The organism is Nonomuraea angiospora (genome assembly GCF_014873145.1).
Classification (GTDB): domain Bacteria; phylum Actinomycetota; class Actinomycetes; order Streptosporangiales; family Streptosporangiaceae; genus Nonomuraea; species Nonomuraea angiospora.
In genome coordinates this window covers 6710221-6725690 of record NZ_JADBEK010000001.1, presented here as the reverse complement: position 1 = coordinate 6725690, position 15470 = coordinate 6710221, and the positions used below count along the sequence as shown (strand labels likewise).

15 protein-coding genes are annotated in these 15470 nt (G+C 70.4%); 10 read left to right on the top strand and 5 right to left on the bottom strand.

Features of this window, described 5'->3' with window-relative positions; genetic code table 11:
- Nucleotides 1–109 precede the first annotated feature (109 nt).
- The 7 genes from H4W80_RS30370 (at nt 110) to H4W80_RS30340 (ending at nt 7633) form a co-directional block, all read left to right on the top strand.
- On the top strand, nt 110–1924 hold the full coding sequence (locus tag H4W80_RS30370; protein ID WP_192788210.1) for a DJ-1/PfpI family protein: 1815 nt from the start codon (nt 110–112) through the stop codon (nt 1922–1924).
- A gap of 76 nt (nt 1925–2000) precedes the next feature.
- The gene (locus H4W80_RS30365) at nt 2001–2534 is read left to right on the top strand and encodes an RNA polymerase sigma factor (protein WP_192788209.1); all 534 of its coding nucleotides are present in this window, start codon (nt 2001–2003) and stop codon (nt 2532–2534) included.
- Nucleotides 2531–3472, top strand: a complete 942-nt coding sequence (locus H4W80_RS30360) for a hypothetical protein (RefSeq protein ID WP_192788208.1) — start codon at nt 2531–2533, stop codon at nt 3470–3472. Before H4W80_RS30365 ends, H4W80_RS30360 begins: the two co-directional genes overlap by 4 nt.
- A gap of 236 nt (nt 3473–3708) precedes the next feature.
- Nucleotides 3709–4548: a CPBP family intramembrane glutamic endopeptidase gene (locus H4W80_RS30355; RefSeq protein ID WP_192788207.1), complete on the top strand. Its 840-nt coding sequence runs from the start codon at nt 3709–3711 to the stop codon at nt 4546–4548.
- A 9-nt stretch (nt 4549–4557) separates the two neighbouring features.
- The gene (locus H4W80_RS30350; protein WP_318787134.1) at nt 4558–5733 is read left to right on the top strand and encodes a sensor histidine kinase; all 1176 of its coding nucleotides are present in this window, start codon (nt 4558–4560) and stop codon (nt 5731–5733) included.
- An 84-nt stretch (nt 5734–5817) separates the two neighbouring features.
- Complete coding sequence (locus tag H4W80_RS30345; protein WP_192788206.1) at nt 5818–6342, top strand: hypothetical protein; 525 nt, start codon at nt 5818–5820, stop codon at nt 6340–6342.
- 229 nt (nt 6343–6571) lie between these two features.
- The gene (locus H4W80_RS30340) at nt 6572–7633 is read left to right on the top strand and encodes a hypothetical protein (RefSeq protein WP_192788205.1); all 1062 of its coding nucleotides are present in this window, start codon (nt 6572–6574) and stop codon (nt 7631–7633) included.
- Nucleotides 7634–7639: 6 nt separating this feature from the next.
- Here the strand turns inward: H4W80_RS30340 and H4W80_RS30335 are convergent, their stop codons facing one another.
- Complete coding sequence (locus H4W80_RS30335; RefSeq protein ID WP_192788204.1) at nt 7640–8188, bottom strand: TetR/AcrR family transcriptional regulator; 549 nt, start codon at nt 8186–8188, stop codon at nt 7640–7642.
- A gap of 143 nt (nt 8189–8331) precedes the next feature.
- On the opposite strand from H4W80_RS30335, the gene H4W80_RS30330 reads away from it, so the two are divergent.
- The 3 genes from H4W80_RS30330 to H4W80_RS30320 all read left to right on the top strand — a co-directional run bounded on the left by H4W80_RS30330 (nt 8332) and on the right by H4W80_RS30320 (nt 11094).
- Complete coding sequence (locus tag H4W80_RS30330; protein WP_192788203.1) at nt 8332–8997, top strand: esterase/lipase family protein; 666 nt, start codon at nt 8332–8334, stop codon at nt 8995–8997.
- A gap of 124 nt (nt 8998–9121) precedes the next feature.
- The gene (locus H4W80_RS30325; protein ID WP_192788202.1) at nt 9122–10375 is read left to right on the top strand and encodes a serine hydrolase domain-containing protein; all 1254 of its coding nucleotides are present in this window, start codon (nt 9122–9124) and stop codon (nt 10373–10375) included.
- Nucleotides 10376–10662: 287 nt separating this feature from the next.
- Nucleotides 10663–11094: a DoxX family protein gene (locus H4W80_RS30320; protein WP_192788201.1), complete on the top strand. Its 432-nt coding sequence runs from the start codon at nt 10663–10665 to the stop codon at nt 11092–11094.
- Here H4W80_RS30320 and H4W80_RS30315 read toward each other — a convergent pair.
- The 4 genes from H4W80_RS30315 to H4W80_RS30300 are packed head-to-tail and all read right to left on the bottom strand — an operon-like array spanning nt 11084 to nt 15434.
- Nucleotides 11084–12370 (bottom strand): alpha-L-fucosidase, encoded by a 1287-nt coding sequence (locus tag H4W80_RS30315; RefSeq protein ID WP_318787133.1) that lies wholly within the window; start codon nt 12368–12370, stop codon nt 11084–11086. The genes H4W80_RS30320 and H4W80_RS30315 overlap by 11 nt on opposite strands.
- 5 nt (nt 12371–12375) lie before the next feature.
- Complete coding sequence (locus tag H4W80_RS30310) at nt 12376–13239, bottom strand: carbohydrate ABC transporter permease (RefSeq protein ID WP_192788200.1); 864 nt, start codon at nt 13237–13239, stop codon at nt 12376–12378.
- Complete coding sequence (locus H4W80_RS30305; protein ID WP_318787132.1) at nt 13232–14161, bottom strand: carbohydrate ABC transporter permease; 930 nt, start codon at nt 14159–14161, stop codon at nt 13232–13234. Before H4W80_RS30305 ends, H4W80_RS30310 begins: the two co-directional genes overlap by 8 nt.
- Nucleotides 14162–14192: 31 nt before the next feature.
- The gene (locus tag H4W80_RS30300) at nt 14193–15434 is read right to left on the bottom strand and encodes an ABC transporter substrate-binding protein (RefSeq protein ID WP_192788199.1); all 1242 of its coding nucleotides are present in this window, start codon (nt 15432–15434) and stop codon (nt 14193–14195) included.
- Nucleotides 15435–15470 lie beyond the last annotated feature (36 nt).

Genomic DNA, 15470 nt, shown 5'->3' with positions numbered 1-15470 from the left:
CGGACAGGCCGGCCGGTCACCGCTTGCCCGGCTTCCGGCCGCCGGGCTGAACTGGTTCCGGCCAGCCAGGGCGCCACGACCCCCATCGACGACGTTCAGGAGTCCGGCAATGACTGTTCACGATCCACGTACGGGAAGGGCGCGCCTGGCCGGGCGCTTCATCTGGCACTACATCGAGATGGTCGTCGCGATGAGCCTCGGGATGCTGCTGCTCGGCCTGGTGTGGGGCGCGGTCCTGCCGGGGCACCTCCGGTTCGAGGTCAGCACGCTGATCATGGCCGCCGACATGACCATCGGCATGGCGGTCTGGATGCGGGTGCGCCGCCACGGCCGGGCCGCCATCGGCGAGATGAGCCTGGCGATGTTCGCGCCGTTCCTCGTGCTGCTCGTCCCGTACTGGTTCGGCGCGTTGCCGGGCCACCTGGTGATGTCGATCGGGCACACGCTGATGTTCGTCCTCATGGCCGTGGCCATGCTGTGGCGGCGCGAGGAGTACCTCCACCGTCACCACCGCCTGCGCGTCCCGTGGAAGTGGGTCAGGCGGGCGGCCGTGGTGCCGGCCGTGCTGCTGATCCCCGCGTCGGTCTCCGCGGTGAACACGATCGGCAAGTTCGGCGACATGTACCGGGCGCGCCCGGACGCGGTGTCGGCCCGGCCGCTGGCCAGGGCCCATGACCCGGCCAAGCCCACGGTGGCCTTCCTGGTCGGCGGCAAGGGCGCCAACGCGGCCGACCTGCTCGGTCCGTACGAGGTGCTGGCCGGCACCGGCCGGGTGAACACCTACGTCGTCTCGGCGGGACCCCGGCTGGTGCCCCTGACCGGTGGCCTGGACATCGTGCCGGATCTGACGTTCGACGAGCTGACGCGGCTGATGCGCGAGCGGGGCGACAGCCTCGACGCCGTGGTGATCCCGGCCCTGCAGCCGCCCGACCCGGCAGAGTCCGCCTCGATCGGCGCCTGGCTGCGGCAGCAGTCGGCCGCCGGCGCGCTGACCGTCAGCGTCTGCACCGGCGCTCGTACGCTGGCCGCGAGCGGGCTGCTGGACGGCAGGCCCGCCACCTCCCACTGGCTGCGGCTGTCCGGGCTGCGCAAGGACTTCGGCGAGGTCAGGTGGACGAGCGGCACGCGGTACGTCGACGACGGAAACGTGATCACCACCGCCGGCGTGCTGTCCGGAGTAGAGGGCGGCCTGCGGATCATCGAACGGCTGCTCGACGCGGACACCGCGCGTGCGGCGGCCCAGCGGGTCCACTGGCGTCACTATGTGCCCGGCCGCGCCGCGCAGATCCCCGAGGCCGCGCTGGAGCCGTCGGACGTGGTCGTCGCGCTCAACGCCTCCTACCAGACCGGGCCGTCGACCATCGGCGTCCAGCTGACCGAGGGCGTCGGTGAGCTGGAGCTCGCCTCCGCGTTCGTCTCCTACACCGAGTACTCCATGGTCGGGCACACGGTCGCGGTCGGCGACGGCGTGATCCGCTCCAGGCACGGCCTGACGTTCGTCCCGCGCTCGACGGTGGCGGCGGCCGGCCTCGACCGGCTCCTCGTGCCGGGGCTGGACGCGGCGCGCCGCCACCCGGCGGTCACCGCCGGGCCGCGGCCCGAGTACCTCCACGCCGACCCGGAGTTCGCGTTCGATCCGGTGCTGCGCGACCTCGCCCGCACCTACGACGTGCAGACCGCCCGGTTCGCCGCCAAGACGCTGGAGTACCCGGTGCTCGACGTCAAGCTGACGGGCAGCGCCTGGCCGTGGTCCGCCACCCTCGTCCCCGTGCTGCTCGCCCTGCTGGGCGGCGCCCTCACCGTCGCGGCCGGCATGGTGTCCCGCCGGCTCCGCGCCCGGCGCCCGGACCCACTCGACGCGCCGGCCCCCGAGGAGCCGCCGGTCGTGCCGGCCCCCATGGGAAAACCCCCGAAAAACGGCTGAAATGCTGATGGTGCCTCAGACATGTACGGGGTGTTCCACCCCCGAGATCCGAGGAGGCCGACCATGGGGACCGCCTGTGGATGACGACCGGAAGACCCGGTTCGAGGCCGTCTACCAGCAGACGTACGAGCGCATACTCGGCTACGCCACGCGCCGCTGCGACTCGCCGGAGGACGCGGCGGACGTGGTCGCCGAGACGTTCGCGATCGCCTGGCGCCGCGTGGACGCGCTGCCACCGGGCGACGAGGCCAGGCTCTGGCTGTACGGAGTGGCCAGGAACGTGCTGGCCAACCACCGCCGGGGCCAGGCCAGGCACCGGCACAGGAGCGTGGAGCTCGACACCGACCTCGCCGACCTTTACGCCCACGCGCCCGAGACCGGCCTCGAACTGAGCGCGATTGCGCGGGCGTTCGACGAGCTGCCCGACGACGACCGGGAGCTGATCTCGCTGGTGGCCTGGGAGGGCCTGGACCGGGCCCAGATCGCCACCGTCCTCGGCTGCTCACGCAACGCCGTCCGCATCCGCCTCCACCGGGCGCGCAAGCGCTTGTCCAAGGCGCTGGCCGCGGCGGGCGTGACCGGTAACCAGCTGATCATGGAGTCCGCATGAACGAGTTGCAGCACCTCGCCAGGGTCCGCGACGAGGATCTGGCAGGCCGGGCGTCCGGCGCGGGGGCGCGGGCGCTCCTCGCCGCGATCACCTCCGAGGAACCCGCCACCGCGCCTGCCGCGCCCGCTGCCGGGCCTGCCACCGGGCCTGCCACCCAGCCCGTACGTCTTCGGGTCTCCAGGTGGCGCGCCCGCCTGGCCGTGGGCGCCGTGGCCGTCACCGGGCTCGCCGCAGCCGCCGTGATCGCCCCCGCCGTCCTCGGCGCGCGCGGCCCCGCCTCCTCCTACGCCAACTCCGCCATCGACATCGAGCTGCGCGGCGACACGTACGTGGCCACCATCAAGGACCCGTTCGCCGACCACGCCAGGTACACCGAGGGCTTCAAGGCCGTGGGCCTGAACGTGAACCTGGAGGTCGTGCCGGTGTCCCCGACCCAGGTGGGTCAGATCACGGGCATGCGGATGAGCGGCCCGCTGGCGGACAACGGTCAGTCCATCGCCAACGGCACGACGCCCGAGGGCTGCGCGCTCGGCAGCGAGGGTTGCGCGATGACCGTCGAGGTGGCCCGCGGCTGGACCGGCTGGGCCTCGGTCCAGCTCGGGCGGGCGGCGCGGCCGGGGGAGAAGTACCGGAACTGGCGCTCGGCCATGAAGAAGGGCGAGATGCTGGCGGGCTACCGGGCCGACGGGAAGACCGTGGGCGAGGTCATGGCCGAGGTCCGCAGGCGCGGCCTCAAGGCCGTCTTCCAGGTCATCACCCCCGTGCCGGGCAACGACGGCTACGGGGTGGAGCCGAAGCGGCAGTCGGCCGAGGTCGGCGACGACTGGATGGTCTGGGAGGTCCAGTCGGAGGAGGCCGGCGTCGTGCGGCTGATGGTGACCAAGGAGCGACTGCCGAGGAACCCCGTCTACGGCGACACGAAGATCGTGGACGAGTAGCCGGGGCCAGGCGGCGCGCCGGGCCCGCGACTTGCGCGCGGTTCCGGTGCGCCACCCGGCCGGCACAGCGAGCCGCCCGCCAGGCCCGACCGCGATCAGCGCCGCCAGGAGCGCCGGCCCATCCCCCGTGAGAGCTACCTGAATCGTCCGCTCAGTGGTGATTCGCCGGGCACCGCCGCGCTCATACCGTCGTCCCCAGGTCGCCGACCGCGCGGCCGACGTCAACGGAGGTCACCATGAGCACGCCAGCCGCAATCCCCGGCGACGGCCGGACGCGCAGGATCGCCCGCTTCCCCCTCACCTGGCTGCTGATCGGGCTGCTCGGCCTCAGCGTGGTGTCGGCGCTGGCCGGGGGCGGAGCGCCCGTGCTCGCCGTGGTGGGCGCGGTCGCCGCGGTGGCCGTCTACTGGGCGGTCATGCGCTTCGTCGCCGGGCGGCCCACGCCGGAGATCGCCAGAGAAGGGGCCGGGCGGGAGGTGCTGTCCGGCGCCGGGGTCGGGCTGGGGTTCGTGCTCGTCTGCGCGCTCCTCATCGCGGCGGCCGGCGGCTATTCGTTCTCCTGGTCGTCCGGGAACCTCCTGGCGGCCGTGCTCGCGGTGGCCGCGACGGCGGTCGGCGCGGCGGTCACCGAGGAGCTGATGTTCCGCGGCCTGGCGTTGCAGGCCCTGGAGGCGATGTGGGGCAGCCGGGTGGCGCTGGCGATCACCGCGTTGCTGTTCGGCGGCATGCACCTGGCCAACCCGGGAGCCACCGTGTGGAGCTCGCTGGCGATCGCCGTCGAGGCCGGAGTCCTGCTCGGCGCCGCCTACCTCTGGCGGCGCAGCATCTGGTTCGTCGCCGGGCTCCACTTCGCCTGGAACACCGCCGAGGGACTGCTGGGCATCCCGGTCTCCGGCCACGTGTCGCCCGGTCTGCTGACCGCCGAGGTCTCGGGTCCGGCGCTGCTGACCGGGGGCGAGTTCGGGCTGGAGGCGTCGATCGTGCCCGTCCTGGTGAGCGTGCTGCTCGCCGTGCCGATGCTCCTGCGCGCGCACCGGCGCGGCGGACTGCTGCCCGCGCGCCGCAGGGGTCGTTAGGCTTGCCCGGTGTTCGCGAACGCCACCCGTTCCGCCCGCGTCTGGTCGGACTCGTGGCGAGCCCGCCACCTGTCCGTGAAGGACACCGCGCTCGCGGCGGCGCTCATGCTGCTGGCGACCGTGCCGACGATGTCCGCCATCGGGCCGCAGCTCGGCGACCTGCCCGAGCGCCCGCCGGACGCGCTGGCCGTGGCGCTGGCCGTGGCCCAGTCCGCGCCGCTGGTGGTACGGAGCCGATGGCCCGCCGCCTGCCTCGCGATCACCGGCGCCGCCTTCGCCCTTCATCAGGCGCTGAGCTGTCCGCCGACGTTCGCCGGCGTCGGGCTCTATCTGTCCCTGTACGCCGCCGGCGCCTACCAGGCCCGGTTCCGGCGCGGCCTCGTCGCGGCGTCGACCGCGGGCTACGCCCTGCTGGTCGTCGTGCTGCACGGCCTGGGGTCGCCCAACGGATTCCCGGAGTTCCTCGCGTTCTATCTGACGCTGGCGGTGATCTGGATGGCTGGTGCCGGGATGCGCCGGTGGCGGGCCGACGAGGCCGAGCGACGGCGCCTGAGCGCGCAGGTGGCCGCGGCCGACGAACGGGCGCGGATCGCCCGCGAGCTGCATGACGTGGTCACCCATCATGTGACCGCCATGGTCGTCCAGGCCGACGCGGCGCAGTTCCTGGTCGGCAGCGCGCCGGAGCGCGCCGGGGCCGGGCTCGCCGCCATCAGCGACACCGGCCGGCGGGCGCTGACGGAGCTGCGGTACCTGCTCGGAGTGCTGGAGGCCACCGGCGATCCGGCGGTCGCGGGCCGCGCGCCGGCCCTGGGCAGGATCGGCGACCTGGTCGAACAGGCCCGGCTGGCCGGCCAGCCCGTCGAGCTGGCCGAACGCGGCGACCGGCGGCCGCAGCCCGTGGACGTGGAGCTGGCCGCCTACCGGGTCGTGCAGGAGGCGCTCACCAACGCGATCAAGTACGCGAAAGGGCGGCCGACCGCGGTCACGGTCCAGCATCACGACGATCACCTCGTGATCGAGGTGATCACCGATGGGCCCGCCGACGCCGCACCCGTCGTGCCGTCGGGCGGACGAGGGCTGGACGGGCTGCGGGAACGCGTACGCATGCTCGACGGCGAACTGGCGGCCGGGCCCCGCCCTGGCGGCGGGTTCGGCGTCCGGGCCCTCATCCCGTACAGGGACTGACGGACCGAGGTCATGTAGTTACACAGGGTTATTCTCGCAGCTCGGGCGGGCACAACGTCAGGAGTGCCCGCTTGGAGGAGCCCCATGCCGACCGTCGTCCGGTTCACCGCCGCCGCTCTGCTGGTCGTACTGGCCGCTGCCTGCGCCGACTCGCGTACCGCGCCGTCCACGCCCCTGTCGGTGGCGACGGACACGCTGCCGCCCACGACGGACACGTTGTCACCCATGCCGACCGCCTCCGTCCGGCCCTCGTCCACCGGGCATCACCCGGCCGCCGGGAGCAGCCTGGCGTCGTGCAAGGACGCCGACTGTGAGGTCGAGGTGCGGGTGGGCGACCGGCTCCGGATCGACAAGCGGTTCGGCGTGCAGCGGCTCACCATCAGCTCGCTCGACCCGGACGAGGTCACGATCGCGCTCCTGGGCTTCACCGGCGGGCTGCGGGCCGAGGGGGCGAACGTCAGCATCTCCAGCAGCTGCGTCAACGGGCGCTGCCGCGACGAGGGCAAGCTCTCCCTGGCTCCCGGCAGGTCCGCCCGCATCAACGACCTGCGGCTGGAAGTGCCCTACCTCTCCGGCGACCACGCCGTCCTGCGCCTCACCCCGAGGTGAGCCGCTGACCACCCCCGGCCGCTCTTTCCACTGGTTATTTCCGGCGGGAAATAATCGACGCCGAAAATGCGACATAAACGCTCGCCGGTGAAACGTTCAGTCACCGGGCCGACAATTGTTTGACAACAAGTGCCGCACGCCTGACGATCGCCTTGCGCGGGTCGGACGACCAGTCCACCGATTTCACGCTCAACGGCGTCCCCTGCACCGTGTCCTGAAGGGACGGGCGATGAAAACGATCCTTCGGCTCTTAGTCACGCTCATGACGGTGGCGGGGCTCGTCCCGGCCGCCACGAGCGCCCTCGCGGCCGTCCCGAACATGTGGGGGTTCGCCTACGTCGACGTGGCCATGGGGCCTCCGCCGCCCGCCCATCAGGGCCTGTGGACGGCGGGCAGCGTCTCCAGCTCGCCCGTGGGGCCCACGGGGCTGGTCGAGGTCAGGTTCCCCAACACCCCGCTCCTGGACGGAGTGGCGCACGTGACCGCGGTCACGCCGGCCCCCGCCTGGTGCCAGGTCCGCGGTTGGACGTTCGTCGCTCCCGACCTGAAGGTGCTGGTGCAGTGCTACAAGTTCGGCGGCGCCCCCGTGTTCGTGCCGTTCACCATCGCCTACGAGCAGAGCAGCGGGCTCGTTTCCCCGCCGAGGGCCTTGGGTTACGTGTACTACGACGGCTCCTCGGTGGTCTCGTCGTACAACTCCAACGCGGGCCTGAACAGCGTGTCGGTGGGGCCTCCCGGGGTCTGGACGGTGACCCTGCCCGGGCTGCCCACGACACCCACCGGCGACCTCCAGGTGACCGCGGTCGATCCGGCCCAGCCCGCCCGGTGCAAGGTCGGCAACTGGGCCCCGACCGCGGCCGGACAGGTCGTCGAGGTGCGCTGCTACGACGCCACCACCAACCCGCTCAACACCGGGTGGACCCTGTCCTACACCCGGCAGCGGGCGATCACCGGGGGAGCGAATCCGCCGAAATACTTCGCCTACACGATGGACGAGTCCCCGACGACCGCCGGGCCGTACCCTCCCTCACCCGCGTGGAGCTACAACAACGTGGGCGGACCCAACACGGTGCAGGACGCGCTCCCGTACCGGGCGGTGACGTTCACAGGGGTGGGGCAACTCCCCGACGACGTGCAGGTGACGGGCTTCGGCCCCGGCCCCCAGTACTGCCATCTCGGCGGTCTCTGGACGGTCAGCAGCTTGAACGCCTACGTCGACAAGGTGGTCTGCTTCAACGGCACCGCCTTCGTCAAGCAGCGCACCTTCGTCACCTACACCTCGGCCAGCTGAGGGCTGTCAGAGCCCGCACGTCAGGTCGTGCTCCAGCGTGCGGGCGTAGGACTCGACGCCGGACACGATGTCGATCGTGTCCGGATCGAGCAGCCACTGGGTCTGCAGGCCGTCGAGAGTCGCGATGATCTCGGCGGCCTTGGCCGGGGGGTCGATGTCCTGGCGGGCGAGCCCGGCGGCCTGGGCCGAGCGGATGCTGTCGGCGACGATGGCGCGCATCGCGCGGTAGCGCTCGACGAAGTGCCGGTGGCCGGGCGCGCCGGGCTCCAAACTCTCCGCGACCAGGACGGTGAACAGCTTGGCCAGCCCCGCCCGCTCCTTGTTGCGGCGCGCGAACTCCGGCAGGGCGCGCAGCCGCCCCGAGGGCTCCATGCCCAGGAGCTCCATCGCGAACGCCTCGCTGTCGAGGTCGCGCCGCTCGATCACGGCCAGGAGCAGGCCCGCCTTGCTGCCGAAGTGATGCAGGAGGCCGGGCTCGCTGATGCCGGCCCGGGCCGCGACGGCGGGCAGGGAGGTGCCGCGGAAGCCGTCGCGCGCGAACAGCTCCGCGGCCACGGCGATGATCTCCTCTCGCCGTAAGCGCGCGCGTTCCTGTCTGCTGGGGTCTTGCCTACTTCGGGCCACGGTGTTAAATCTAACCCATCACTTACCGAGTGCTCAGTAAGTGAATTCCCCTCAGAAGTAGCGAGGTGTGACTCATGTCATCGAGGCGCCGACGCATCACAGGGTTAGTGGCCGCGGGCATCCTGCTGGCCGGGCTGGGCCCCTGCCGGCAGGTGCAGGCCGCGCAGAAGGAGCCGGTCATCCTGATCCACGGCTGGAACGGCTCGCCGACCGAGTTCGCGCAGATGGAGGCGGCGCTGGAGCAGGCCGGCCATCCCGCGTACACGATCGACCTGCCGGGCGAGGAGAACGTCGCCAACGCGGGAGCCATCAGGGACCTGGTGGCGCAGGTACGGCAGGAGAACGGCGGCGGGAAGGTCAGCCTCGTCGGGCACAGCATGGGAGGGCTGTCGGCGCGTTACTACCTGAAGTTCCTCGGCGGCGCCGATGCCACCCTGAGCTACGTCTCGATGGGCACCGGGCAGCGCGGCTACTGGCCGGCCTGCCTCCTGCCGGCGAACCAGGGCGGGCAGATGTGTCCCAGCGGCACCTTCATCAGCCAGCTCAACAGCGGCGACCCGACGCCCGGCACCGTCCGGTACACGCTGCTGGTGAGCTCGCTCGACGAGACCCGTAACGACGTCATCGACGGCGTGTGGTGCAGGGCCGAGTTCCCGGGGGTGGCGCATGCCGACGAGCCGAAGTCGCAGGTGTTCATCGACGGGGTGATCAGCGCCCTGGACGGGACCTGCCCCTCCTGACCCCGGTACAGCTGGCTGTACCCCAACGCTCCAGCGCACGGGATCGATCAAGGATGCCGTGCGCCGACATGCTGGGTGATGTCCGAAGCGGACGACCCCCACCCAGAAATCAGGAGCGTTTCCCATGTCGCGTACCTCTTCCGAGTCGAAGTCCTCCCGTCGCGTGCGGGTCCTCGCGGCGGCGGCGCTGGCGGCGCTGTCGGGGCTGGTCGTGGCGGGGACGCCGGCCGCCGCGGCCACCGGGCTCGACCGCACCGCGAACGTCGTGCGGCAGAGCCCGGACGAGAGCCTGTCCGCCGAGCTGGCCGAGGTGCGGGACGAGCTGAAGCGCAACCACCGGCCCGACGCCCTGCAGCGGAAGCTGGACGGGCTGGTGGAGAAGGACGGGTTCCCGGCGGCGCTGGCCGCGGTGCGGGACGGCAAGGGCCGGACCCGCCACTACACCGCCGGGGTCGCGGACCTGGCGACCAAGGCGGAGGTCCCGGTCGACGGCCGGGTGCGGATCGCGAGCAACACCAAGATGTTCACCGCGGTGGCGGTGCTGCAGCTGGTCGGCGAGGGCAAGGTCGATCTGGACGAGCCGATCGAGACATACCTGCCGAAGGTGGTCCGCGGCAAGGGCATCGACGGCAGCGACATCACGGTGCGGCAGCTGCTGCAGCACACCAGCGGCCTGCCCAACTACACCCGCTGGATGACGAGCATCTTCAAGAGCCGCGATGTCTACCGCTCGCCCCAGGACCTCCTGGACATGGCGTTCGCGCACAAGGCGTCGTTCGCGCCGGGCACGAGCTGGGAGTACAGCAACACCAACTACGTGTTGGCGGGCCTGCTGATCGAGAAGGTCACCGGCCGTCCGGTGGCCGAGGTGATCACGGATCGCATCATCAGGCCGATCGGGCTGCGCGACACGTACTGGCCGGGCAAGGGCGACAGGACGATCCGCGGGCGTCACCCGCAGGGGTACGCCTCGGAGCAGCCCGGCGGCAAGCTGAAGGACATCACGAACCTGGACCCGTCGTGGGGCTGGGCGGCCGGCCAGCTGATCGGCACCCCGAGCGACCTCAACCGCTTCATGACCGCCCTGATGGGCGGCAAGCTGCTCAAGCCGGAGCAGCTGGCGGCGATGAAGCACACGATGAAGGCGCCCGGGTTCCCGGCCGGCTGGGAGTACGGGCTGGGCCTGATGAAGATGCCGCTGAGCTGCGGCGGCGTCACCTGGGGCCACGGCGGTGACATCGACGGCTACGAGACCCGCAACGGGGTGACCGAGGACGGCCGCGCCGCCACCGTCGCCGTCACGGCGCTGCCCCCGAACGAGGAGGCCCACCAGCACGTGATCGAGGCCATGGACACCGCGCTGTGCGCCAAGCGGTAGCCGACCCTCCAGCAGGCCGCCCGGATCCCGCTCCGGGCGGCTTTCGTATGTCGGGATTTACCGGAGCCCGGTCATTCATGTCAATTTTCGTCGCCGACTTTCGTCGGGCGCTGATGAAAATTTCACGAAGGCGAAACTTTATGTCTGCGGCGTTCGGGCAGGTTATAGGTATACAGCGCGTTTTGGACCGATCCTACGAGTGATGCGACATTGACATATGTGCGTGATCTCAAGAATCTGTTTGGGAGCGCTCCCATACTTTTCAACAGCGGGAAAGGGCATTTGCCGTGGATCTGTTGGACAAGAATCAGGGGCTCTTCCTGGCCCTGTACCGGTTCGTGCTGGGACTGCTGTTCGCCTGCCACGGCGCGGCGACGCTCTTCAACGTGCTGGGCGGGCCGCAGGGCCCGGTGCCGACCTTCGGGCAGTGGCCAGGCTGGTGGGCCGCGGCCATCCAACTGGTCGGCGGCATCCTCGTCCTGCTCGGCTTGGGCACCCGCGTCGCCGCCCTCCTCTGCTCGGGCACCATGGCCTACGCCTACTTCGTCGTCCACCAGCCCCAGGCGTTGTTCCCGATCGAGAACGGCGGTGAGAAGGCGGCCCTCTTCAGCTGGGGCTTCCTGCTCATCGCCGTCCTCGGACCCGGCCGCTGGGCGCTGTCCACACTGCTGACGCCCGCGCGGCAGCTCGCCCACGAGAGGGCTGAAGTCACTCCGTGAGGAACAGCTCGACGACGGGCACGGCCACGTCGGGACGCTGCACGGGCAGGTCGAGGGTCAGGACGTCCGGCGCCACAGCTCCCATCGTGGTGAGACCGGCCTGTTGACCGGGGTCGATGACCCGCGTGCGGATCTCCGACGCGTCGTGCAGGAACTGGGCGTACTTCACCCGCCCGGCCAGCCCCGGCAGGTGCAGGTGGCCGAACGGCCAGGCGAACAGGTGCAGGTAGAGCCGGTCGCCACGCTGGGTGTAGCGGCAGTCGGGAGGCGCCGCGAAGCCGCTGGGCCCGCAGCCGTAGATCGAGCGGGAGTTCAGCCGCATCCAGGCGCCGATGCCGGCGAGCGTCGCTCGCGCGCGCGGGTCGATCTGGCCGCGCCCGTCCGGGCCCACGTTGAGCAGCAGGTTGCCGCCCTTGGCGACGCTGTCGACCAGCATCCGTACGAGCAGGTCCGGAGACTTGTAGTCGAGGTTGTCCCGGTCGTACCCCCAGCTGCCGTTGAGCGTCTGGCACGCCTCCCACGGCACCTCGTGCCCGTCGACGACCATCGGCCCGGCGGGCTGGTACTGCTCGGGGGTGACGAAGTCGCCGGGGATGTCGAGCCGGTCGTTGACGATGACCTCCGGCTGGAGCTCCCGGACCATCGCGAGCAGTTCGTCCGAGCGCCAGTCGTCGGCGCCCTTGCCGCCCCAGGTCCCCGGCCTGCCCCGGTAGGAGAAGTCGAAGAACAGGTAGTCGATCTTGCCGTAACCGGTGAGCAGCTCGCGCACCTGGGCGTGCAGGTAGTCGGCGTACTTGGAGACGTCGCGGCCCGCGGCGGCGGCCTTGAACGCCTCGTCGTCGCGCTGGGGGTGGAACGAGTCGACCGGGAACTCGGGATGGTGCCAGTCGATCAGCGAGTGGTAGAACCCGACCTTCAGCCCCTCGGCGCGGACGGCCTCCACGAACGGCGCGATCAGGTCCTTGCCCCAGGGGGTGCGCGTCGCCTTGTAGTCGGTCTGCGCCGAGTCCCACAGGCAGAAGCCGTCGTGGTGCTTGGTCGTGAGGACGATGTAGCGCATGCCGGCCTCCTTGGCCAGCCGCGCCCATTGCGCCGGGTCGTACAGGTCGGGATCGAAGTGGTCGAAGTAGCGCTGGTAGTCCTCGTCGGTCAGGCGCTCGCGGTTCTTCACCCACTCGTGCCGGGCCGCCAGAGAGTACAGACCCCAGTGCACGAACATGCCGAACCGGGATTCGGCGAACCAGGCGTGGTGCTGCACGATGTCCCTCTTCTTCACAAGGTTCACCGTCCGCCGAGACCGCTGGTCGCGATCCCGCGGACGAGATGTTTCTGCAGGATGATGAGCAGCGCCGTGGTCGGCGCCATGGAGATCACGGCCGCGGCCATGATGAGATTCCACTGAGTGCCCTGCTGCCCGAAAAACAGCTGCAGACCCAGCGGGACCGTGGCCTTCTCGTCCACCGAGTTGATGATGATCAGCGGCCACAGGAAGCTGTTCCAGTAGTTGATGAAGGTGAAGACCGCCAGCACCGCGAGCGCGGGCTTGATCAGCGGCAGCATGATGCTGGTGAAGACGCGCACCGCTCCCGCGCCGTCGAGGCGGGCGCTCTCGGCGAGCTCCTCGGGGATGGTCAGGAAGAACTGGCGCAGCATGAACGTCCCGAAGGCGGTGAACGCCCAGGGGAAGATCAGCGCCTGGTACGAGTCCACCCACCCGAACCAGCGCATCAGCATGAACATCGGCACGACCAGCACTTCCTGGGGGATCATCAGGGTGGCCAGGAAGACCAGGAAGACGCCGTCGCGACCGCGCCAGCGCAGCCGCGAGAAGGCGTACGCCGACATGCTCGACGCCACCAGCACCACGACGGTGCCGCAGACGGCGACGGCGAGCCCGTTGATCACGAAACGCCCGAACGGCAGGAACTCGAACGCCTCGCTGTAGTTCTCCCACCGGAGCACCGATCCGAGCAGGCTCGGCGGCGACCCGAACACCTCGTCGGCGCGCTTCAGCGACGTGGCCACCATGTAGACCAGCGGCGAGACGAAGGCGGCGGCCACCAGGTAGAGAGCGGCATGGGAGACGACCAGTCGGACCCTGCGCGCCCACGGGGAGACCGGCGCGGCGTGCACGTGCTCAGACATCGTAGGTCACCCATCTGCGCTGGCCGGCGAACTGCAGCGCGGTCACGCCCAGGATCAGCACGAACAGGATCCAGGCCGCGGCGGACGCGAGTCCGAACTGGTAGACGGAGAAGCCCTGGTTGTAGACGAACATCATGAGGGTCTCGGTGTCGATGCCGGGCCCGCCGCCGGTCATCAGGAACGGCTGGGTGAAGACCTGGAACGACGTGATGAGCGTCATGGTCGTGGCGAAGAACATCGCCGGGGAGATCATCGGCAGCGTGATGCGGAAGAACAGCCGCCACGGCCCCGCCCCGTCGATCTGCGCCGCCTCCACGAGCTGCCGCGGGATGGCGTCCAGGGCGGCCGAGAAGACCAGCATGTTGTACCCGAACCCCTGCCACACGCTCATCGCGACGACGGCGAACATGGCCCAGCCCTGCTCGCCGAGGAAGTTCGGCGCGTGCACGCCGGTGGCGGCGTGCAGCGTGCCGTCGATGAACCCGTTGGGCTGGTAGATCATCCGCCAGACGATCGCGTTGGCCACCATCGGCGTCACCACGGGCAGGAAGAAGATCACCCGCAGCGCCTGGCGGCCCTTGATGCGCGGCGAGATCCACACCGCCAGCCCCACCGAGACGATGAGGTTGAGCGGCAGGTAGAGCACCACGAACAGCAACGTGTTGAACAGCGTCCGCCGGAACACGGGATCGCCGAACAGTTGCGCGAAGTTCCCCAGCCCGGTGAAGACGTGCTCGCCCGCCGCGGGCCACTGGAAGAAGGCGATCACCAGGGACATCACGATCGGGAAGAGCGTGAACAGCGTCAATCCGATCAGGCTGGGCCCGGCGAACAGGGCGGCGACCCTTCCGTCGCCGCGCAGGCGGCGGGCACCCTGTCCGCGTGCTACCGCCGCTCGCCCGGGTATGGCGTCGTTGTACACGTCACTCCCTGTGGATGGTTGCGCATGCTCGTTACGCCGGTGCCTGCTGCTGGACCTGCTTGAGGACGTCCGCCGCCGTGCCCTGGCCGTTGAAGACCGGCACGCCGTACTGGGCCAGCAGCTTGGACACCTGGTCCCAGCTGGAGGTCGTCCGGAACGGCGTCGCCGAGGCGTTGGCGGCGTCGAGGACCTCCTTGGCGCCCTCGAAGGCGTTCTCGTACCACTTGTTCTGGACGGACTTGCGCGCCGGGTAGGCGCGCCCGATCGTGGCGAGCTGCCCGAGCACGTCGGCGCTGGTCATCACGCTGATCGCCTTGAACGCCTCGTCCGGGTACGGGCACGACTGGGAGATGCCGAAGCCGGACCCGGCCGAGTAGGTCTTGGTCCCGTTGGGACCGGCGGGGATGGTGGCCAGGCCCACGTCGAACTTGGCCTGTTCCTTGAGCGACAGGACGGCCCAGGGCCCGTCCACCTTCATCGCCACGTTGCCGTTGAGGAACTGGGTGTCGGGGAAGTTGTTGTCCACGCCGGGCACCTTGGGCGCGACCCCGGCCTTGGCGACCAGGTCCGCGTACCACTGGAAGCCGGTCGCCATCGGCTCGGAGGTGAGGGTGAGCTTGCCGGACGCGTCCACCGGCTCCGCGCCGGTCCGTGACAGGATCATCGAGAACATCGGCAGGTCGATGGGGTAGGCCGCGAAGCCGTACTTGCCGCCGGTGGTCAGCTTCTTGGCCGTCGCCTCGAAGTCGGCCATGCTCCAGCCGACCTTCGGCGCCGGCACGCCGGCCGCCTTGAACAGGTCCTTGTTGTAGGTGACGATCAGCGAGCCGACGTCGTACGGCAAGGCGTACTGCTTGCCGCCGGAGGCCAGCCCGGCCATGATCGAGGAGTCGAAGTCGCCTGTGTCCAGGCTGTTCTTCTTGATCAGCTCGTCCAGCGGGAGCATCCCGTTGACGTAGCCGCCGGTGCGCAGGCTCTGCATGGAGACGATGCACGGCGCGCTGCCGCCGGCCAGGCGGGTGCCGAGCTTGGTGAAGTAGTCGTTGAACGGAGAGGTCTCCAGCGTGATCTTGATGTTCGGGTATTTCTTGGTGACCTCGTCGGCCACCTTCTGCCAGGCGTCGCGGTCCTCCGTGCCGGAGGCCCACATCGACCAGGTGAGCGTCACCGCACCGTTGCTCGCCTTGCTGCCGCCCGATGACTGCTGACCGCCGTTGTCCCCACAACCGGCGGTGAATCCCCCCGCGATGACCACCGCTACGACGACTGCCAATGATCGCCGTCCGCCATGCATCCGCCTGCCCATCGC